Annotated in this window: 16 protein-coding genes and 1 pseudogene; 15 read left to right on the top strand and 2 right to left on the bottom strand. The window is 68.2% G+C overall.

Going from position 1 to position 20,580, the window contains the following annotated elements; genetic code table 11:
- The first annotated feature begins 44 nt into the window (after window positions 1-44).
- From M2428_RS03845 to M2428_RS03785, 13 genes are all read left to right on the top strand, one after another.
- The gene (locus M2428_RS03845; RefSeq protein WP_346780708.1) at window positions 45-998 is read left to right on the top strand and encodes an ABC transporter permease; all 954 of its coding nucleotides are present in this window, start codon (window positions 45-47) and stop codon (window positions 996-998) included.
- Complete coding sequence (locus tag M2428_RS03840; protein ID WP_277523890.1) at window positions 995-3,061, top strand: dipeptide/oligopeptide/nickel ABC transporter permease/ATP-binding protein; 2,067 nt, start codon at window positions 995-997, stop codon at window positions 3,059-3,061. The genes M2428_RS03845 and M2428_RS03840 overlap by 4 nt, the downstream gene beginning before the upstream one ends.
- The gene (locus M2428_RS03835) at window positions 3,058-4,065 is read left to right on the top strand and encodes an ABC transporter ATP-binding protein (protein ID WP_277523888.1); all 1,008 of its coding nucleotides are present in this window, start codon (window positions 3,058-3,060) and stop codon (window positions 4,063-4,065) included. The genes M2428_RS03840 and M2428_RS03835 overlap by 4 nt, the downstream gene beginning before the upstream one ends.
- Window positions 4,066-4,130: 65 nt before the next feature.
- On the top strand, window positions 4,131-4,616 hold the full coding sequence (locus tag M2428_RS03830) for a hypothetical protein (RefSeq protein ID WP_277523886.1): 486 nt from the start codon (window positions 4,131-4,133) through the stop codon (window positions 4,614-4,616).
- On the top strand, window positions 4,613-6,874 hold the full coding sequence (locus M2428_RS03825) for a family 78 glycoside hydrolase catalytic domain (RefSeq protein WP_346780719.1): 2,262 nt from the start codon (window positions 4,613-4,615) through the stop codon (window positions 6,872-6,874). Before M2428_RS03830 ends, M2428_RS03825 begins: the two co-directional genes overlap by 4 nt.
- The gene (locus M2428_RS03820; RefSeq protein WP_346780707.1) at window positions 6,871-7,872 is read left to right on the top strand and encodes an alpha/beta hydrolase; all 1,002 of its coding nucleotides are present in this window, start codon (window positions 6,871-6,873) and stop codon (window positions 7,870-7,872) included. The genes M2428_RS03825 and M2428_RS03820 overlap by 4 nt, the downstream gene beginning before the upstream one ends.
- A gap of 34 nt (window positions 7,873-7,906) precedes the next feature.
- Window positions 7,907-8,266: a VOC family protein gene (locus tag M2428_RS03815; protein WP_277523884.1), complete on the top strand. Its 360-nt coding sequence runs from the start codon at window positions 7,907-7,909 to the stop codon at window positions 8,264-8,266.
- A 181-nt stretch (window positions 8,267-8,447) separates the two neighbouring features.
- The gene (locus M2428_RS03810) at window positions 8,448-11,153 is read left to right on the top strand and encodes a family 78 glycoside hydrolase catalytic domain (RefSeq protein WP_277523882.1); all 2,706 of its coding nucleotides are present in this window, start codon (window positions 8,448-8,450) and stop codon (window positions 11,151-11,153) included.
- Window positions 11,150-12,163 (top strand): alpha/beta hydrolase fold domain-containing protein, encoded by a 1,014-nt coding sequence (locus M2428_RS03805; RefSeq protein WP_277523880.1) that lies wholly within the window; start codon window positions 11,150-11,152, stop codon window positions 12,161-12,163. The genes M2428_RS03810 and M2428_RS03805 overlap by 4 nt, the downstream gene beginning before the upstream one ends.
- Before the next feature lie 130 nt (window positions 12,164-12,293).
- On the top strand, window positions 12,294-13,205 hold the full coding sequence (locus M2428_RS03800) for an alpha/beta hydrolase (RefSeq protein WP_277523878.1): 912 nt from the start codon (window positions 12,294-12,296) through the stop codon (window positions 13,203-13,205).
- Window positions 13,206-13,354: 149 nt separating this feature from the next.
- A complete protein-coding gene (locus M2428_RS03795) occupies window positions 13,355-14,236 on the top strand; it encodes a fumarylacetoacetate hydrolase family protein (protein WP_277523877.1) in 882 nt (293 codons plus the stop codon).
- Window positions 14,236-15,993 carry an FAD-dependent monooxygenase gene (locus M2428_RS03790; RefSeq protein ID WP_277523875.1) on the top strand — a complete coding sequence of 586 codons (1,758 nt, stop codon included), beginning with the start codon at window positions 14,236-14,238 and terminating at the stop codon, window positions 15,991-15,993. Before M2428_RS03795 ends, M2428_RS03790 begins: the two co-directional genes overlap by 1 nt.
- The gene (locus M2428_RS03785) at window positions 15,971-17,260 is read left to right on the top strand and encodes a DUF3500 domain-containing protein (protein ID WP_277523873.1); all 1,290 of its coding nucleotides are present in this window, start codon (window positions 15,971-15,973) and stop codon (window positions 17,258-17,260) included. Before M2428_RS03790 ends, M2428_RS03785 begins: the two co-directional genes overlap by 23 nt.
- 121 nt (window positions 17,261-17,381) lie before the next feature.
- Here M2428_RS03785 and M2428_RS03780 read toward each other — a convergent pair whose 3' ends face one another.
- Complete coding sequence (locus tag M2428_RS03780; RefSeq protein ID WP_277523870.1) at window positions 17,382-18,449, bottom strand: quercetin 2,3-dioxygenase; 1,068 nt, start codon at window positions 18,447-18,449, stop codon at window positions 17,382-17,384.
- A gap of 750 nt (window positions 18,450-19,199) precedes the next feature.
- Between M2428_RS03780 and M2428_RS03775 the strand changes: the two genes are divergently transcribed.
- Entirely contained in the window at window positions 19,200-19,535 is a 336-nt protein-coding gene (locus tag M2428_RS03775) for a DUF1508 domain-containing protein (RefSeq protein ID WP_277523868.1), read from the top strand.
- 99 nt (window positions 19,536-19,634) lie between these two features.
- On the opposite strand, the gene M2428_RS03770 is transcribed toward M2428_RS03775, so the two are convergent.
- Window positions 19,635-19,901 (bottom strand): hypothetical protein, encoded by a 267-nt coding sequence (locus M2428_RS03770; protein WP_277523866.1) that lies wholly within the window; start codon window positions 19,899-19,901, stop codon window positions 19,635-19,637.
- Window positions 19,902-20,016: 115 nt separating this feature from the next.
- On the opposite strand from M2428_RS03770, the pseudogene M2428_RS03765 reads away from it, so the two are divergent.
- Window positions 20,017-20,419: pseudogene (locus M2428_RS03765) on the top strand (amino acid permease C-terminal domain-containing protein); the annotation flags it as partial.
- Window positions 20,420-20,580: the final 161 nt, after the last annotated feature.

The following is a 20,580-nucleotide window of genomic DNA, read 5'->3' as shown; positions in this document are numbered from 1 at the left end:
GCGGCCCTCCGAACTTCGGAGGGCCGCCCGGCAGGTCCTGACCGATGGAGGTCACCATGGCACTATTCATCACCAAGCGCCTGCTGATGGCGCTGGCCACCGTGCTGGTGGTTGCCGTCCTGGCATTCCTGCTGGTACACGCGATGCCCGGCAGCCCCGGCGCCGTGTCGCTGGGCGCCGGCGCGTCCCAGGAGGCCATTGACGAGGTCAACGCACGGCTTGGCTGGAACGATCCGCTTCTGGCCCAGTTCTTCCGCTGGCTCGGCGACGCCGTACAAGGCAACCTCGGTTCGTCCCTGATCGATGGCCGCTCAGTTAGCGCGGACCTGGGCAACAGGCTTCCGGTGACGGCATCACTCGCGGCCGGCGCCACCGTGCTGAGCGCGGTCCTCGGCATCGGCCTGGGCGTCACAGCGGCGGTCCGCGGCGGCATGGTGGACCGGATCGTGGGCGGGATCTGCGGCTTGGCCGTGGCCCTGCCTGCCTTCTGGATCGGCATCATCTTCGTGTACCTGTTCGCCATCCAGTCCTCGGTCTTTCCCGCCACCGGGTACGTGCCGTTCGAGGTCTCACCGCAGGACTGGGGCATGTCCCTGGCCCTTCCGGTCATCACGCTTGCCGTCGGCGGCGCAGCCTTCATCGCCCGCCAGACCAGGGCCTCAATGCTTGAAGCGCTGCAGCAGGAGCACATCCGGACGCTGCGTGCCACGGCCACCTCCACCTGGAAAATCCTCTACATCCACGCCCTGCGCTACGCCAGCCTCCCCATTGTGGCCGGCATCGCACTGCAGTTCATCGGCCTGTTCGGCGGCTCCGTCATCGCGGAGCAGCTCTTCGCCATGCCGGGTCTGGGCCAGGCCGTCCAGACCTCCGTCAGCACCCACGACGCCCCCGCCGTCCAGGGCGTGGTGGTCATCGCCACCGTCGTGGTGGTGGCCGTAAACCTCGTGCTGGAACTCGCCACCAAGTTTCTGGACCCGAAGTTGCGTGCCTCATGATCCCCAACGTCGCCCCCGCTCCTGCCGACAGTGCGCCAGCCACGGCTGCCGCAGCTGTGCAGCCCAAGTCCGGCCAACGGACCGCCTTCAGCAAAGTTTCCGCAAGCCGGCTCTTCGCCTCGCCCGGAGGTGTGGCCGGCGTCGTATGGCTGGCAGCCCTGGTGGTTGCCTCGCTGACTGCCCAGTGGTGGCTGCCCTATAAAACGGAGGACCAGGACTTCACCGCTGTCCTGTCCGGTCCCACCGCCGCGCACTGGCTCGGCACCGACGAACTCGGCCGGGACCTCCTCAGCCGCATCTTCGCTGCCGCCGCAGGCACGCTGGGAACCTCCCTGATCACGGTGATTGTCGGCGTCGGGCTTGGAACCGTCCTGGCCATGGTGGCCGCCGGCGGTGACCGGACGGAAGGAGCGATCAGCCGCGTCACCGAGGTCATGATGTCGCTGCCCGGCACCGTCATCATCCTGGCGGTCATTGGTGCCGTGGGAACCAACATCCCGCTGATCATGGCCATCCTGGGCGTCCTCATCTCCGCCGGCATCTACCGCGTCATACTGGGCCAGGCCAAGTCGCTCCAGTCCCAGCTGTACGTGGACGCGGCCAAGGTGGACGGCGTCAGCACCCTGGGGATCAGCCTCCGCCACGTCTTGCCCGGACTGACCAACACCATCGTGGTCCAGTCAGCCCTCATCTTCGCCGTCGGCATGCTCATCCAGGCCGGCCTGGCGTTCATCGGCTTCGGCCCGCCCATCCCGCAGCCCAGCTGGGGCGGCATGATCCAGGGCGCTTCCCAGCACGTCTACGACGCCCCGTGGCTGATGGTTCCCACGGGTGCGGTCCTTGCCCTGACCGTCCTGGCCGCCAACGCGATCGGCAACGCCTTGGGGAAGTCGCCGAACGCTGGCGTCTCGCACCTGCCGTCGGCAGCGGCACGTCGCCAGCGTGGCCGTGTTGTTGCCGCTGCGGTTGCCGCAACGGGCGCCGCGGCTTCGGCTGCCGACACGGGAGCCATCCCGGCGAAAGGCCACCTGAGCGTCCGCGGACTCTCTGTAGGGGTCGACGGCGGGACTCCGCTGGTCACGGGCGTCTCGTTCGACGTCGAGCAGGGAACCGTGCTGGGTCTGGTGGGGGAGTCCGGCTGCGGCAAGACCATGACGGCGCTGTCGCTGCTGGGACTGCTGCCCGCCGGGGTGTCCGCCACCGGCGGCCAGATCCTCTGGAACGGCAAGAACCTGGCCGCCGCCACGGAGCGCGACATGGAAGGCATCCGCGGCCGGGACATCGCCCTGATCTCGCAGGAACCCATGCGGGCCTTGGACCCCATGTTCACCGTGGGCTACCAGCTCACCGCGGCAATCCGCCGGCTGCTGAAGGTGGGCAAAGCCGAGGCACGTGCCGAAGCCCTTAGCCTGCTCGAAAAGGTGGGCATTGTGGACGCCAAACGCATCCTCAAAACCTACCCGCACCAGATCAGCGGCGGCATGGCGCAACGCGTCGCCATCGCCCTGGCACTGTCCGGCCGGCCCCGGCTGCTGGTGGCCGATGAACCCACCACAGCGCTGGACGTCACCGTGCAGGCCGAAATCCTCTCGCTGCTGCGCTCCCTGGTGAAGGACTCCGGGATGTCCGTGGTGATGGTGACGCACGACCTCGGCGTGGTGGCGGACATCTGCGACAACGTCGCCGTGATGTACGCCGGCCAGGTGGTGGAAAGCGGCCGGACCGCCAATATTCTCGACAACCCCCGCCACCCTTACACCTTGGCGCTTCTGGCCGCCGACCCGCACGCCAACACCGCAGCGGACATGCCTGAACGGCTGGCCACCATCAGCGGCCAGGTTCCGCAGCCAAAGGACTGGCCCACCGGCTGCCGCTTCATGGCCCGCTGCCAGTTTGCCGGCTCCGCGTGCGCCGCCCCGGTGCCGCTGCTGTCTTCCGGATCCGAGGACGGACTGGTCCGCTGCGTGAAGGCGGACGAACTGGCGGTGGAGGGCCTGGAATGGCTTGCCACCGAAGTGCCCACTCACCACGTGATGAAAATCGTCGAAAAGGACCTGGCATGAGCATCGAGACGGCAGAACGGCAGGATACGGTGCCAGTTGCGCCGGAGCAGCCCATGCTTGAGGTCAAGGACCTGGTGGTCCGGTACGGCCGCGGCCGGAAAGCTGCAGCAGCCCCGGCAGCGGTGGACGGCGTCAGCTTCTCCATCCGCCAGGGCGAGACGGTAGGACTGGTAGGGGAATCCGGCTCCGGAAAATCCACCATAGGCAAGGCGATCCTTGGCCTCCAGAAGAGCGCCGGCGGCACCATCAGCTACCAGGGCAAGGACATCACCCATGCTGGTGCTGCAGAGCGTCGCGCCCTCGGTGGTGAACTGCGGGCGGTTTTCCAGGACCCGAACTCCTCGCTGAACCCGCGCCAGAGCATCGGTGCTTCGCTGGCGGAGCCGCTGCGGATCCGCGGAGTTAACGGCGCTGTGGCGCGCGAGAAAGCCGAAGCCATGCTTGAACGCGTGGGGCTGCCCCGCGAGGCCGTGGACCGCTACCCTAGCCAGTTCTCCGGCGGTCAGCGCCAGCGGATCGCCGTTGCCCGTGCCCTGATCTGCGAACCGAAGCTTGTGGTGTGCGATGAGGCCGTCAGTGCCCTGGATCTCTCCACCCAGGCCCAGGTACTCAACCTCCTGGCCGACCTCCGCGACGAACGCGGGCTCAGCTACCTGTTTATCGCTCACGACATCTCGGTGGTCCAGTTCCTGGCGCAGCGCGTTGTGGTCCTCTACCGTGGCCAAGTGATGGAAAGCGGGCCCGCGGCAGCCGTCACGGAGTCGCCCAAGCACCCCTTCACCCAGGCCCTCGTGGCCGCCTCGCCTGTGCCGAGGCCAGCGGAACAGGCCGAGCGGAGGATGCTGCGCGAATCCCTTGGCGTCCGAACGGCCGCTGCCGTGGCGGCGTCGCCCGGGGGCTGCCCCTTCAGCCAGCGGTGCCCGCTCGCCACGGAACTCTGCACCGCCGAGCGTCCGGCCCACCGCCAGGTAGGCGCCGCCGACGTCGCCTGCCACTACGCCTGACCCCGCGCAGCGGGGCGTCAGAACCGCCTACGCCAGCTGAGCCCAACTTCAGGGAGCTTCCCCGCATGAACCACCCCACGCACCTTCGGACCAATCACCTTAGCGAAGCCTTCGGAATCACCAACACGCTGCCCAAATTCAGCTGGACCCCGCCGCACGGCACGTTCCGGCAGACCGCCTACCAGCTGACCACGAGCAACGGCTGGGACACCGGGCGCGTGGACGGCGGCACCCATTGCTTCGTGCCCTACGGGGGGCCGGACATTGGTTCCCGGGACTGCTTCGACTGGACGGTCCGGACCTGGAACGTGGACTCTGACGGTACCGAAGTTCTGTCCGCCTGGTCCGAGCCCATGGCCGTGGAACTGGGCCTGCTGCACCCCGCAGATTGGACCGCGCAGTGGATCGGCCCCGACGAACCGTCGGTTCCGGAACCGGGGGAGCGCCCGGCTACGGGCTGTCCAAGACCTTCACGCTGGACGCCGCACCGGGTTTTGCGCGTGCCTATGCCACAGCCCATGGCATCTACGAGCTCTTCATCAACGGCGTGAGGGTGGGGGACCAGCAGCTCACACCGGGCTCGACGAGTTACCACAGCACGCTCCAGGTGCAGGCTTTTGATATCGCCGACCTGCTCCGGCCCGGTGCCAACACCGTCGGGGCCATCCTTACCGACGGCTGGTACCGCGGCACGTTCGGGTACACGCGCGACTCCGACATGTACGGAACGCAGACGGCCTTCCTGGCTCAGCTGGAGCTGGAGTCCGGCGGACAACGGACGGTCATCGGCACCGACGGCTCGTGGGACGTTTCCGCGACGGAGATCGTCAGCGCCGATCTCATGGCCGGCCAGCGAGTGAATTTCCGCCGAGGCCACGGGGCAACTGGACACGTGGTTCTTCGCGACGCCAGCTTCGCCGCCCTCACCGGCCCCGTGGCGCCGCCCACACGGATTGTGGCGGAACTGCTTCCGGTGTCCATCACCCGCCTCAGCAACGGCAACCAGATCGTGGACCTGGGCCAGAACATCAACGGCTGGGTCCGCCTGAGCCGGCTTGGCGCCCCGGGGAAGACTGTCACGCTGGTCTATGGCGAAGCCCTGGGCGTTGACGGCGACGTCACCCAGGACCACCTCCGCCCCCATGATTTCCGCAACACGGGGCAGTTTCTCGACCCCGGTCAAGTGGATTCCTTGGTGGCATCCGGAGCCCCCGGCGAGGTGTTCGAGCCGCGCCACACCACCCATGGCTTCCAGTACATCTCGGTGCAGGGCCTGGACGCAGACCTGGAACCGGCGGACATCGCGGGCTGCATGGTCCAGACCGATCTGGAACGCCTGGGCACCTTCAACTGCAGCGACCACCGGCTTAACAAGCTCCACGACATTGTGGAGTGGAGCTTCCGCGGTAACGCCTGTGAAGTTCCCACCGATTGCCCGCAGCGGGAAAAGGCCGGCTGGACCGGCGACTGGCAGCTGTTTGTACCAACGGCCGCCTACCTCTTCGACGTGGCAGGTTTTACGGCGAAGTGGCTCAGGGACGTCCGCGCGGACCAGTGGGACAACGGCGTGGTGGTTAACATCTCCCCCTCGCCGGGACCGGAGATAACCAGTGCGGAATTCATGGCCTTCACAAACGGGTCCTCAGGGTGGGGAGATGCGGTGGTCATGGTGCCCTGGGAGATCCATCTCGCCACCGGTGACACCGGCATCCTGGAACAGAACTGGGAGGCGATGGAACGCTGGCTCGGCTTCGTCCGCAGCACCGCGGAGGGCAATCGGCACCCGGCCAGGGCGGCGGCGCAGGCCACGCCGGCCCCGCATGAGCAGTATCTCTGGGACACCGGCTTCCATTTCGGCGAATGGATGGAACCGGATGGCCCGGCGCCGGACTTATTCGCCTCCCGGTCCGCCGACAACGGTATCGTGGCCACCGCCTACTACCGGCACTCCTCCGCCATCATGGCCAGGATTGCCGCCGTGCTGGGCAAGGGGGACAGAGCCAAGGAACTCGGGGAGCTCTCCGAAAACATCCGCCGCGCGTGGCAGCGGGGATACTTGCGGGCCGACGGAACAGTGGGAAACGGAACAGTGGGAAACGGAACAGCGGGAATCGGAACAGCGGGAATCGGAACAGTGGGAAATGAAAGAGGCGACGGCGGTACGCAGGCCAATTGCGTGCGCGCGCTGGCTTTTGACCTCGTTCCGGACAGCGGCCGGCAGGCGGTGGTCAAGCAGTTGGTCACCCTCGTCCGCGACGCCGGCACACACCTTGGCACCGGCTTCCTGGCCACCCCTTACCTGCTGCCTGTGCTCGCCGAGAACGGACAGCCGGATCTCGCCTATGAATTGCTCATGCAGGACTCCGAGCCCTCCTGGCTGGTGATGGTGGACCGCGGTGCCACCACCATGTGGGAAGCCTGGGACGGAATAAGCGAGGACGGGACGGCGCGCCAGTCGCTGAACCACTACAGCAAAGGCGCCGTTATCTCGTTCCTGCACCGCTACACGGCCGGCCTGCGCCAGGCACCCGGGAGTGCGGCCTACGAACGGATCATCATCGAGCCCCGTCCCGGCGCCGGAATCACCTCCGCGGCCACCTCGCACCGCGGCCCTCAGGGCCTCATCGGCGTCAGCTGGGCAATCGACGACGGCGAGATCACCCTCATTGCGACCGTCCCGCCCGGCACCACAGCGGAAGTCCGCCTCACCGACCAGTCGAACGCCGTCGTCGGGCCCGGAACCCATACCTTCACCGCCCCTGCCGGCGGTAATGACCACCAGCCCCAACTTGCAAGGAGTGCATCGTGACCCCGGACGCCGCCACAGCCATGAAAACCGCCCCTGGCGAAGCAGAACCGGCGGCACCAGCAGGGCTGCCGGCCCCGGCCTTCCCGGCGTTTCTGCCCCCGGGCGCGGCCGACGTCGTGTCGGAATACTCTGCTGTCCACCGCGAAGTCAGCTATGCGATCGCCATCGGCTTCCGCAGGCTCACCATGGATATCTGGCTGCCCCGCAACGCTGCCGGGACGCCGGTGCCGCTGGTTGTGTGGATCCACGGCGGCGCCTTCCAACTGGGGGACCGCCCCGAGCTGCCGCCAACCTTCGCCCCGGACTCAGTGTTCCGTCTGCTGAACGAAGCCGGCATCGCGTGCGCCACCGTGGACTACCGCCATGCCCTCGAAGCGCCGTTCCCGGCGCAGCTGCACGACCTCAAGGCCGCCGTCCGGTACCTCCGCGAGCACGCAGACATGCTGGGGATCGACGCCGGCCGGATCGGCGCGTGGGGCGAATCGGCCGGCGGGCACCTGGCCGCCCTGCTGGGACTTACCGGCGCCAGGGAGGACCTGGAAGGTGGCCTCGGAGTCCAGGGGCACTCCAGCGCCGTGAGCGCCGTCGTCGACTTCTACGGGGTGTCCTCGCTGCCGGACATGCCGGCCATGAGCATGCCGCCGGGAATGATGGCCGGACCGTTGAGCGCGGCGGTGCCGGACGGCATGAGCCTGGAACCGGGCCCCATGCTGGTGGGCGGCACCGCCGATCCTGCCTTGCTGGCCGCCGCGAGCCCGCTGGACTATGTCACTGCCGATGTCACCGCCGACGCGCCGCCGTTCCTGCTGGTCCACGGCGACAGCGACGGCCTGGTCCCGCTCTCCCAGAGCGCACTGCTGGCCGCCGCGCTCGCCGATGCGAACGTCCGCCACCAACTCATCCCCATCCGGGGCGGCGACCACTGCTTCTTCGGCGCGGAGGACCAGCTGGGCCGGATCCTCGGCTCAGCGGTGGCTTATTTCGCCCAGGAGCTTTAGGGACGGGCTCAATTTCCGGGGGTAGCATTCCGGTATGGCTATCGCACGCTTCCCAGGTCTCGTCATTGATTGCCCCGACGCCGGGGCCCTCGCGGGCTTTTACGGTGCCCTGCTCGGCTGGAACGTGAAGGATGACGGTGACTGGGCCGAGATCCGCCCTGACGACGGCAGCAACTGCATTTCGTTTCAGCAGGTGGACGGCTACCGGGCGCCGGAATGGCCGGGCCAGGCGGTGCCACAGCAGATGCACCTGGACCTGATGGTGCAGGACCTGGACGAGGGCGAGAATGTCGCTGTCGAGCTGGGGGCCACCAAAGCGGACTCGCAGCCGGGCACCACCTTCCGGGTGTTCCTCGACCCGGCTGGCCACCCCTTCTGCCTTTGCGTGGAGTGAGGATTCTGCACTGACCAGGCAGATCGCCATGCCCGGTCAGACTCGGCAGCAGGAGGGCGGCCGCACAAACCGGCCCTCGTACCCGGTTTCCAGTCAATGAAACATCGCTAGCGGGCGCAGTGCCGTTCCCGGGACGCTGGGGGAGCCCAAGTCTTCCCCTTCGTGACGAATCGAGCCGACGTTGACTCCAAATACCCTTCGCTTCCCGGTGCAGGACGCCGCCCTCTCGCTGGCCGCCGTTCCCTCCTCGCCCCGCTTCGAACACCACGAGGAACCCTTCGGCATCGGCGAGGACCGGCCGCGGCTTTCCTGGCAGGTCGCCACCGGAATACCTGGCTGGGTTCAGACCGCCTACGAACTCCAGCTCGGCCCCGACGAGGCCAGCCTGACAAGCTACGGCCGCACCGAGACCAGGGAGCAGCTCCTGCAGCCCTGGCCTGCACCGCCGCTGGCGAGCCGCCAGCGCGTTGCCGTCCGCGTCCGTGTCTGGGGCAGCGGCGGCGACGCGCCCTCCGAATGGAGCCCCGTTGCCTACGTAGAGGCGGGATTGCTGAACGCGGCCGATTGGCAGGCAGCCATGATCCGCCCGGCCTGGGACGAGGCCAGCGACGCCAACGAGCCGGCAGCGCGCCTGAGCCGGACGTTCGAAGTGGCCGGGCCCGTGGCGTCCGCCCGGCTCTACGCCAGCGCCCACGGCGTCTACGTGGCGCACATCAATGGCCGCCGCGTGGGCCGGGACATCCTGACTCCGGGCTGGACCAGCTACCACCACCGCCTGCGCTACCAGAGCTACGACGTCACGGAATATCTCCGGCCTGGCACTAACGTGATCGGCCTTGAGTTCGCGGACGGCTGGTGGCGTGGCAATCTGGGCTTCCAGGAGAAGCGCAACACGTACGGCAACCGCACTGCCGTGATCGCCCAGCTGGAAATGACCGACGCCGGCGGGGCAGTGAGCATGATTGGCTCGGGTGCGTCGTGGCTGGCCGGGCGGGGGCCGGTGCTGTCGGCAGACCTGTACGACGGCGAAACTTTCGATGCGCGGCTCCGGAACCGTGGCTGGGCTGAGGCCGGAGCGGCCGGTGCGGCCACCGGCACGCTGCAGCCCGCCGTCGTGGTTGACGGCTTCGATCCTGCAGTCCTAGTCGCGCCCGACGGCCCGCCCGTCCGGGCCACCGACGAGCTGCAGGTCAAAGCCGTGCTGGGAACGCCCTCGGGAAAGACCATTCTGGACTTCGGCCAGAACCTGGTGGGCCGGGTGCGTTTCACTGTAAGCGGTGCGGCCGGCACTGAGGTGGTGCTGCGGCACGCCGAGGTTCTGGAGCACGGCGAACTCGGCGTCAGGCCGCTGCGCGTCGCCAAGCAGACCGACCGCTACATCTTGCGCGGCGATTCGGGCGGCGAAACCTGGGAGCCCGAGTACACCATCCACGGGTTCCGCTACGTGGAGGTGAGCGGCTGGCCCGGCGAGCTGGACCCCGGAGCCTTCACCGCCGTCGTGATCCATTCCGAGCTGGTGCGAACGGGCACGTTCGAATGCTCCGAACCGATGCTGAACCAGCTCCACGCAAACGTGGTGTGGGGGATGCGCGGGAACTTTGTCGACGTGCCCACGGACTGCCCGCAGCGCAACGAGCGGCTCGGCTGGACCGGCGACTTCCAGATCTTCGCCGCCACCGCGTCCTTCCTGTACCGGATCCCCGGTTTCACCACGTCCTGGCTCAAGGACCTCGCCGCGGAGCAGGGGACCGACGGGCCGCCGCCGCTGGTGGTCCCGGAAGTGGTGGCCGAAAAGCCGCCGTTCCCGGACCGTCCCGTCATGGCCGCCTGGGGTGACGCCGCCGTACTTGTTCCATGGGTGCTGTACCAGCGCACGGGCGACCCCGCGTTCCTCCGCCGGCAACTGCCGGGAATGATGGCCTGGCTGGAAGCCGCGGCCCAGGCCGCCGGCCCGGAACTGCAGTTTGAGCACGGCTTCCAATTCGGCGACTGGCTGGACCCGGCCGCACCGCCGGACGCGCCCGGCGATGCGCGTACCCCGTGGCAGCTCGTGGCGCAGGCCTACCTGGTGTACTCGGCGGCGGTGGCGGGCGAGGCTGCCGGGCTGCTGGGCCAGGACACGGAAGCGGAGCGGTTGCGCGAGCTGTCCGCCCGGTCCCGGGCGGTGTTCCGGAAGCGTTACGTTGACGACGGCCGGCTCCGGCCATCCACGCAGACGGCCTACGCGGTGGCCCTGCGCTTCGGACTCCTCGAACCGGCCGAACATCCCGCCGCGGCCGCCCGGTTGGCGGACACCGTGGAAGCCGACGGCTACCGCATCGCCACCGGGTTCGTGGGAACCCCGCTGGTCTGCGACGCGCTCAGCGATGAAGGCCACGCGACGGCGGCCTACCGCCTGCTCCTCCAGACCGAGTGCCCGTCCTGGCTCTACTCCGTGACAATGGGCGCCACCACCATCTGGGAACGCTGGGACTCCATGCTCCCGGACGGCAGCATCAATGAGGGCGAAATGACTTCCTTCAACCACTACGCCCTCGGGGCCGTGGCCGACTGGATGCACCGCAGCGTGGCCGGCCTGGCACCGGCTGAACCCGGGTACCGGAAACTCGCCATCCGGCCGCGGCCAGGCGGGGGGCTGGCGTGGGCCGCGGCCCGGCACGAGACCCCCTATGGGGAGGCTGCCGTGCGCTGGGAGCTGGCGGGCCAGGAATTCTCGCTTGCGGTGACGGTCCCGGCCGGCTGCACCGCCGCGGTGTACCTGCCCGACGGCGGGACCACCGGCGTCGAGGTCGGTTCAGGGACGCATTCGTTCAGCTGCGCACTTCCTGCAACCGCGGTTCCTTCATCCGCCGCCGAGGGCGCGCGCGAGCCGGTGTTTCAGCCATGACCCTGGACATGGAGCTGGCCGCCCTCATGCACCATGTGGCTGAAGCCGGCTCCTTCGCCGATCTCCTCGCCGATCCGGCCGGGATGCAGCGGCTGGAGGCGTTCAGCGGCGCGGATCTGCCCTACACCGCCCCTGCCGTACCGATCCGCTCGGTGGAAGCGCCCGGGCCCAACGGACCCGTGCCCATCCGGATCTACGGCCCCGGCATCCTTCCCTTGGGCGGTGACCGGGGTTCGGCGGCGGAGTTCACGTCCGGTGCGGGGCTACCCGGCCTGGTGTGGCTGCATGGCGGCGGGTTCGCCGGAGGCGCGCTGGACATGCGGGAGGCCGACCAGGTCGCCCGGGAACTGGCTGACCGGACCGGCGGCTTGGTGTTCTCCGTCGAGTACCGGCTGGCCCGCGACGGCGTCCATTTCCCGGTCCCGCACGAAGACGTGCTCGCGGCGTGGATCTGGGCGGCAGCCCACGCCGAGGAGCTTGGGGTGGCGCCCGGAAGTCTGTGCCTTGGCGGCGCCAGCGCCGGCGGGAACCTCGCCGTCGGCGCCGCGATGTATCTCAAGGACGCCGGCCTGGCCCCGCCCGCCAAGCTGCTTCTGGCGTACCCGTTCCTGCACGCCGTGCTTCCCTCTCCGGATTCGGCCGCGGTGCCCGACGGCAGGGTGCTTTCCAGCCTGCCGCGGATCCTGCGCTTCACCGAGGACGACTGCCGGGCAATGGTGGAGAACTACATCGGCGGCCCCGCCGGGATGGCGTCCTCGTATGCCCTGCCCGGCCATGCCGATCCCTCCGGGCTCCCCCCGGTGGCGGTCATTGCCTGCGAATACGATGACCTGCGTCCGTCGGCTGAGCACTTCAGGGAATCGCTCCACGCGGCTGGCGTCCAGGTGGCCTTCCGGCTGGAAGCGGGGGCCACGCACGGCTACCTCAACCACTCGGCCGCGCTGGGGATCGTGCGGCAGGGGCTAACATTCCTTGCGGCGGAGCTGGCCTCTGCAAAGCCCTTTCAATGATTGAAATCCGTAGTTTGCGCCCGCCCGGTGATCCGACAGTCTTAGGGGAGACGCCGGGCAGCATGGAACCGGCGCACAAGTTAATCAGTGCATCAGGTGAACCGGCGCAAGAAAACGGATGGAGTCGACGATGACGGAAGGTCGCGTGCTGAGCGGCATCGAATTCGCCCGCGCGGGCGACGACGGTTCCCGCCCGCTGCTGCTAGACCTCTATCTTCCCGGTCCTGAAGCCGGGGCGGCTCCCCGGCCTGCGGTGGTCCATTTCCACGGGGGCGGCTGGCGCATGGGGGAGCGGTCTTCCCTGGGCCCGGTCCTGGACGGATTCGGCATCAGCGCCTTCGAAACGCTCACTGACGCCGGATTCGTGGTGGCATCGGCCGACTACCGGCTTAGCCGGGAGGCGCACTTCCCGGCCCAGCTGCACGACGCGAAAGCCGCCGTCCGCTGGCTGCGGAACCATGCCGCCGACTACAACGTGGACCCGGCCCGGATCTACGCGTGGGGCGACTCCGCGGGCGGCCACCTCGCCAGCCTGGTGGGTCTCACCGCCAATGCCGACGGCGCCAATGCCGACGGCGCCAATGCCGACGGTGTCGATGTTGGCGCCGACGCTGCCGTTGCCGCGGTGGCAGCCTGGTACCCGCCCACAGACCTGGGCAGGATGGCCGAACAGAGCCTGCCGGCCGCGGTCGCCAGGGCCGATGATCCCGGATCCCGCGAGGAACTCCTTGTCGGTGCCGTGCTGGCCGACGAGCCGGCGAGGGCGGCGGAGGCCAGCCCCATCAGCTACGCCAGCCGTTCGGCGCCGCCGTTCTTCCTGGCGCACGGAACCTCTGACCGTTTTGTTCCGGCCGCCCAGTCAGCGTCGCTGGCTGCCGCGCTGGAAGGTGCCGGCGCCGCCGTCGAACTTCTACTGATTGAGGGTGCGGACCACATGTGGATCCTCCCGGACCACAGCCAGGCCGCGGCCGAAAAGGCGATGGCAGCAACCGTGGCCTTCTTCCTCCGGCAATCCCGGCCCCCGGACACCCAGGCCACCTGACCGGCCACTCCACAACAGCACTCCAATATTCGGCCAAACGCACCTGCACGGGCTCTCCAGCTACAGGGTTTCTAACTACTGGGCCTCTCATTGCCGTGCCCACCTACCAACCACCGCCCGTTCCGGGCGGCACCAGAAAGGCCAACCACATGCAGTACATAGGCATCAATCACGACGGCGGCGCATGGGCGGCTGCCCTCCTCGGCTCACGGGTGGTTCCACTGGCCCCGGTTCCTGACTTCTGGGCCGATGCCGCCGGTTGGCAGGAGAAAGCGCGCTCCCTGTCAGCCGACGCGCTGGCGGACGAAGCCGGTGACGCTGCTGACTCGCTGGACCGGGCAGACGTCACCCAGGTCCCGCTGGTGCCTGCCTCGGCCCGGGTGATCTGCGTTGGCCTGAACTACAAGGCCCACGCCGCGGAAGGCAGCTTCAAGGACCAGGAACTGCCTCCCTACCCCACACTGTTCGGGCGCTGGACGGCTTCCCTTTCGGTGGGAAACGTGCCGGTCCCCGTACCCGCGGGCGAAGACGGCCTGGACTGGGAAGGTGAGGTGGCCGCCTACATCGGCCAGCGCGTGGAAGCCGCCGACGAGGCCACGGCCGCAGACTCGGTCTTCGGCTACTCCACCTTCAACGACCTCACCGCCCGCCGGGCCCAGAAACTCACTTCCCAGTGGACCCTGGGCAAGAACGGCGACTTCAGCGGACCTCTCGGACCGCTGGTCAGCCGTGATGAAGTGGGCGACCTGCGCGACGGCCTGCAGGTCCGCACCCGGGTGAACGGCACCGAAGTCCAGAACGGCAACACCAAGGACATGGTTTTCTCCGTCCCGGCCATCATCGCGCTGATCAGCCAGACGTTCACCCTGCACCCAGGTGACATCATCGCCACCGGCACCCCTGAAGGCGTGGGCTATGCCCGGACCCCGCAGTGGCTGCTGCAGCCCGGGGACACCGTTGAGGTGGAAATCGACCGGCTGGGGACCCTCACCACGCCCATAGGCACACCGGACCTCAGGGCGAGGGCCTGATGACCGCCATCGAGAACGCCTCCCTGGCGGACCTGCCGGAGGACATCCCGGTCCTGATTGCCGGAGGCGGGCCCAGCGGGCTATTCCTGTCCCTGGACCTCGCCCGGCGCGGCATCCCCAGCATCGTCATCGAACCCCGGACATCCATCGATCCGGACAGGCCGCGCGCGAAGACCACCAACGCGCGCACCATGACGCACCTGCGCCGGCTGGGCCTGGCGGACACCCTGCGGAACGCGGCGCCCCTGCCTGTCTCCTACGCCCAGGACGTCATCTTCTGCTCGGGGCTGACAGGAGACGCCGGGCAGGAGATCACCCGGTTCCGCCAGGCTTTCCAACTGGTTCCAGGCCGCTACGAACAACAGCCCGAGTGCGGGCAGCAGGTCCCGCAGCCCGTGATGGAAAACGTCCTGCGGGACGCCGTGGCAGGATCGCCGCTAGCCACGCTGCTGACCGGGCTGAGCGTTGGCGACGTTGACTACGGCCACCGAAGTTCCAGCCTGGACTCGGGTCCGGACAGCCCGCGAGCCCGGGTGGACGTCTCCGACACCACCGGGCGCCGCCGCGCCGTCGAGTGCCGTTTCCTGGCCGGTGCCGACGGCGGATCCTCCGCCGTCCGGCGCAGCCTTGGCATTCGGTTGGAGGGTGGCTCGGCGGAACTGTCCAACATCAGCGTCCTGTTCCGCTCCCGGGACCTGGGCGACGCCATCACCCTGGATCCCGCTGTTCAGTACTGGGTCCTGGGGCCGGGCGTGGCCGGCATGGTGGGCAGGATGGACCTCGAGGGCACATGGTGGGCCATCATCCAGGGCGTGGACGGGCGTGAGTCCTTCGACGCCACCGCACTGGTGCGCTCACTCGTGGGTGCGGAGGTGGAGCTTGAGATTCTCGCCACCGACCCCTGGACGGCGCGCATGCTGCTGGCCCCCAGTTATGGCAGGGACGGCGGATACCTTGTGGGCGACGCCGCGCACCTGAACCCGCCCTGGGGCGGCCACGGCTTCAACACCTGCATCGGCGACGCCGCCAACCTGGCCTGGAAGATCGCCGCCGCCCAGGAGGGCTGGGGTGGCCCGGCACTCCTCGGAAGCTACGAACTGGAGCGGCGCCCGGTGGCCGAACGGACCATCCGGGACGCCGCCGCCAACGGACAGGCTCTCGCGTATCACTTCGCGGACCCGGCCCTGCGCAGCGGCGGAGCTGCCGGCGAGGCTGCGCGGCTCCAGGCAAAGGAGGCGCTCGCGGTCAAGCAGAGCGAATTCGATTCGCTGGGTCTGGTTTTGGGCTACGACTACTCTTCCTCACCCCTGACTGTCCCGGACGGCTCGACCGTCCCGGCCAAGGACCCCATCCGGTACGTTCCCTCGGCCAGCCCCGGCGCTCTGCTGCCTCACGCCTGGCTGGACCGCTCGACGTCGCTCTACGACATCCTTGGCCCCGGCTTCACGCTGCTCGTCGACGCCGGGAGCCTTGCCGGCGTGCCAGCACAGGTGGTCTATGAGCCGGTGCTGGCTGCCGCAGCCCGGCGCGGCATTCCGGTAACTGTCGCCGCCGTCGGGCCTTCCGACGACGGGACCTCCATGGCCACGCACTGGCAGGCTGACGCCGTCCTGGTCCGCCCGGACCAGCACGTCGCGTGGCGGGGGACCGACCCGGCGAAGGCCGCCGCGGCCATTGGCGTAGCCGCTGGCTGGCCGCTGGCCACACCATCCGAAGATCCAGAAAGGAGTTCGCGTGTCCGAGCCGTCATTCCGTGACTATCTCTACCCGCCCGACCACCCGAGGGTGGCGCAGATCCGGGGCCTTGATGCCCGGGGCTATGCCGAGGCGGCGAAGACCGACTCCTTCGCGGGTCCCATGATCCACGGCTGGGCCGCCCAGTATCCCGAGCCTTTCACGGGGGTGACCAGCGACGGCGTCCTCCGGCCCGGGCTATACCACCTCGAGCCGGCACCGGCGGGGGAGGAAGCGCCCGCGGCCGCGATGACCTCCGCCGCCCGGGATCTGTTGGCCGGCCTTACCCCGGCCCAGGTCCGTCGGCTCCGCTACGGCGTGGACGCCCACGAATGGCAGAGCTGGGCCAACCCGGAATTCATGCAGCATGACACGGGCCTGCGCCTGGACGAGCTGTCCCCGGACGTCCGGGAACGGATCCTGGCCGTCGTGGAAGCAAGCCTGAGCCCGGCCGGGTACGGGCTGGTCCGGAACCTGATGCGGATCAACGGATTCCTCGGCGCCCTCGTGGAGCTGCCGGAACTCATGAACGAGTACAGCTACAACTTCGCCCTCTACGGTGAACCGTCGGAGACCGCCCCGTGGGGCTGGCAGCTCTTCGGGCACCACGTGGCGCTCAACGTCCTAGTGGCCGGAACGCAGCTGGTGGTCTCCCCGGTGTTCCTGGGCGCTGAACCGGACGTGATCGACGCCGGACCGCACCAGGGCGTGGCGGTTTTCAAGGAGCGGATCGCCCTGGCCCGGCGACTCATGGAGTCCCTGCCCGGGCCGCTGCGGGAGCAGGCCACACTCTTCGCGGGCATGCAGGATCCGGCGATGCCCGAGGGCCGGCTGCACCCCGGGGACGAACGGCACCTGGCCGGCTGCTTCCAGGACAACCGGGTGATTCCCTACGAGGGCATCCCGGTCAACGCGATGCCCGCCGCGGCACGCGCGATCCTGGACGAGCTCGTGGCGGACTTCATCGCGGTCCTCCCCGACGGGCCGCGGTCCGCGCGGCGTCGGGAGATCGCGGGGCACTGGGATGAGGCCTGGTTCTGCTGGATCGGCGGATGGAAGGGCCAGGACGCCTTCTACTTCCGCCTGCAAAGCCCCGTGCTGGTCATGGAGCTGGACCACCACACCGGGGTCTTCCTGAGCAACGACACCCCGGCGCCCTTTCACATGCACACAGTGATGCGCACGCCCAACGGCAACGACTACGGCCGCGCCCTGGTGCGTCAGCATCAGGAGGCGGACCAGCCTCAGGAGGCCGGCCGGTTTCAGGGAGTCGGCCAGGCCGGAAGCTGAATCCGCAGCCACCGAATAGACACCCCCCGAATAAACACCCAGGGTCCGGAACTCCGAGGAGTTCCGGACCCTGGGTGTTGGCCGAGCAGAGTTCCTTAGCGGACTAGATGTCCAGCGCTGCCTAGATGTCCAGCGCTGCGCGGCGCTGCGGCGGGGGACCCACCACCGTCAGGTCCATCTCAGCCTGGGCCCGGCCGAATCCCGCCATGTCCATGTAGGGCTCGCCGCCCTCCGTGTACATGTAGTCCTCGGTGGGCTTGTTGAAGTATTCGAAGAAGCCGTTGAAGACCGACGGCGTCAGGAACCCGACCATCTGGGTGTTGTGGGAATCGAAGGCGAAGGAATGGATGGTTCCGGCCGGAGCGTGAAGGAAGTCACCCTTGGTGAGCAGCACCTCGCGGCCGTTGGCGTAGATCCACATCCGGCCCTCCGTGCAGAGGAAGTTTTCCGTGTGCTGTTCATGGAAATGCAGCGGAATATAGCCGGACTTGGCGCCCTTGGTGTGGACGGCAAAGTAGTTCGACCCTGTGTTCGCCGGCCGGGACAGGTACGTGAACATGGTCTGGTAGCTGACCAGCCGTTCGCCCTCGCCGGCACTGAGGAAGTACGGGCTCTGGGCGGCCGGCAGTCCGGCGTCCTGCCGGAAGGACGGGGCCACCCGTTCGACGTCGGGGAACGTCATGCCGAATTCAGCGCCCACCTCGACGCCCTCCCGCAGGCTGAGCTTTCGTCCCGCCGTGACTGGCGGGACGTGCGAATCGATGGGGGTGCCGACGCGTTCGTAGTAGGCCTCGGCGCCGCCGGGAGTCATCCAGTTCAGGAACCGGGTGTAGTGGCTTGCCATCCGGTACGCGTGCGGGGTTCCTGGCGGGATCACCACGGAATCCCCGGGAGTCAGGATCCGGCTTTCGCCCGGCAGCCAGACATGCAGGATGCCGTCGAAAACGTACAGCGTCTTGTGTTCCACGGCGTGGGTCACAAACGGCGATTCGGCCCCCATGCCGCCGGAGATGTAGGCGGCGCTGAAAATTCCGCCGGTGTCCGCCGCCCGGGCGATGACCGTGACCAGCTGGCCGTTGATCTCATAACGGGCGCCCTCGCCCGACGCCATGTAGTACGGGACGGCGTCGCCGGGCAGCACATTCGCCACCGGGAGCTGCTTGTTCATTTCCTCAACGCTGAGGGACATCGCATCCTTCTTTCCTGTCAGTGGACCGCGGGCTGTCCCCAAGACTGCCTTGGATTATCCGCCGCAACGACATCCATTTCCAATGGATGAAACACTTCTGCCGCTTCGCACTGCGCTGCTGGACGCCAGGAGGCTGTTTGGCGGCGGCACGCGCGTGGCGGATCTAGGCGCCAGCGGCGTTTGCCGATACGGTCCAAAGTCCCTGTTTTCGTGTCTGTCCTCCCGGCTACTCTTGCGTGAGGCGCATGGCGGTCCGTGATGCGAGCCGGTGCGCCTTCAGCCAAGAACAATGGGGGGTACGTTGTCCAACGATTCAGCCATGGCCTGGCTTCCCGGTGATGCGGGCCGCATAGCGGCGGCAGAGCCTTCCGAACGGGGCGACGCCGTCGCCCCGTGTTGGGACCGGGTCATCCCGCCGCCGTCCGCGGGTGCCAGTCGCGTTGCGTACTGCCGCGACCATTGGCCGCCCCTGTAGGGGCACGGCGGCGGCAGGGCACCGGTGGCGGCCTTATTCCTACCCCGCGGCGCGCCGGGGTGGCCTCGCGCACGGCGTTGTTGGCTGCTATTTACCTAGGATTTACGTGGCCGGCCTTGTGGGCGTTTCTAGGCCGCAGCGAGACTAATAAGACGCAGCTGACGTCATCTGTTCAGCAGCGAGGACAAACCAAACCAGTGGGCAGCAGCGACGCTTTCCCCGTCTCTCCGTGGCGATGATGCCCGGACGGGGAGCCCGCAAATCGGAGGATCGTCATGGCCGGCACATTTGAACTCTTCGTAGATGCTGATGCGTGCATCAGGTTCCGGCTCAGGGCACCGGATGGGGCGGTACTGGCCGTCTCTAAGGCGTTTGCAGACAAGCCCGCTGCGGTTGCCGGCATCAGGGCCATGCGCGAGTACGCCGGCATGGGGCTGATCAGTGACCTGTGCCCGGAAGAGTTGCCCGCAAGTCCACCGGCACCGCGGACAAGGACCGCCCCCACACCGGTACCTGGCGTCGACCGGCGGGTGCACGACAACGATCTCCGGATCCGCGCCCGGGCCCTCCGCCGCCCGGCGCACGGGCCGGGCGCGATCGGCGTCGGCTGATCCGGCAGGTGACGGCTGATCCGGCAGGATAAGCGGCAGCCGGGGCCCGACGGGCCGAGGCTGACCGATTCAGGCCGATGCTTGGATGCCGAGGCGCTGTTAGGGGTCCATTCCAGCGTGCACCGGAACGAACTCGATCTTGTTCGCGGGCTGGACCGTTTTCTTGGGGGCCCGCGAAAACCCTTTGGCGTCCAGGTGGTTCTGGGCCCGGTACTCGGCCAGGGCCTCGTCGTAGAGGCCGTTGAGCCGGTGCCCGGAGTAGACCTGCTCTGAGCCGTCGGTGAACGTGATGCTGATCAGCGACTTTTCCGGGAAATGCCTGTTCATACGGATGAAACCCTCGGTGTCTTGCTTGAGGTTGATCATGTGGTTCCCACTTTCGTGATCGAGTTGATCCAGTCTCCCGCCTTCGCTGTATCTAATCCAACCGGTCTCTAGTCCAACCGGCCAAGCCCACTCGTCGAAGCCACCCGCCCCAACCGTTGGCAATACCGACGCCGCCAAGGTCATTGCCTTCGGCTCCCTGGTGGGCCTGACCACCTTCATCATGGTGCTGCTCATGGGCCTGTCCCTCGTGGTCCTCGCGATGAGCCGCGACGGCCTGCTTCCGCGCTCCCTGTCCAAGACCAGCGCCGCGCGAAGCGTCCCGACCTTAACCGGCCTTCCGCGTCCCGTTCGGCAAGGTGCTCCCGATCGTCTCTGCTGTCCTGTTCCTGTACCTCATGACGAACCTCGCCGTGGAGACCTGGATCTTCTTCGCGGTCTGGCTAGTGATCGGCATCGCGATCTACTTCGCCTACGGCCAGCGCCACTCCAGGCTGAACGAAAAGTTCGCGAAGGCCCGCGCCTCGGTGGACGGCCCGGGCACGGCAAACGCCGTCTAGGCGGCCGAACCGGCCGCGGAGAGCGACGAGGACGCGCATACCCGCTCCTGACCGGGAGCAGTCGGTCCCGGTCATCGAAGTCGCCGGGACCGTGCGAATTCGCTGGAAACTTCCGGCGTGCTCGCACGGTTCCGGCGACTTCGGCGTTTGGCATGCGCCCG

This window comes from Arthrobacter sp. ES3-54 (assembly GCF_029504395.1).
Lineage (GTDB): Bacteria > Actinomycetota > Actinomycetes > Actinomycetales > Micrococcaceae > Arthrobacter.
Note: the sequence above shows the minus strand (reverse complement) of the source record. Positions and strands in the feature narration are given on the sequence as shown.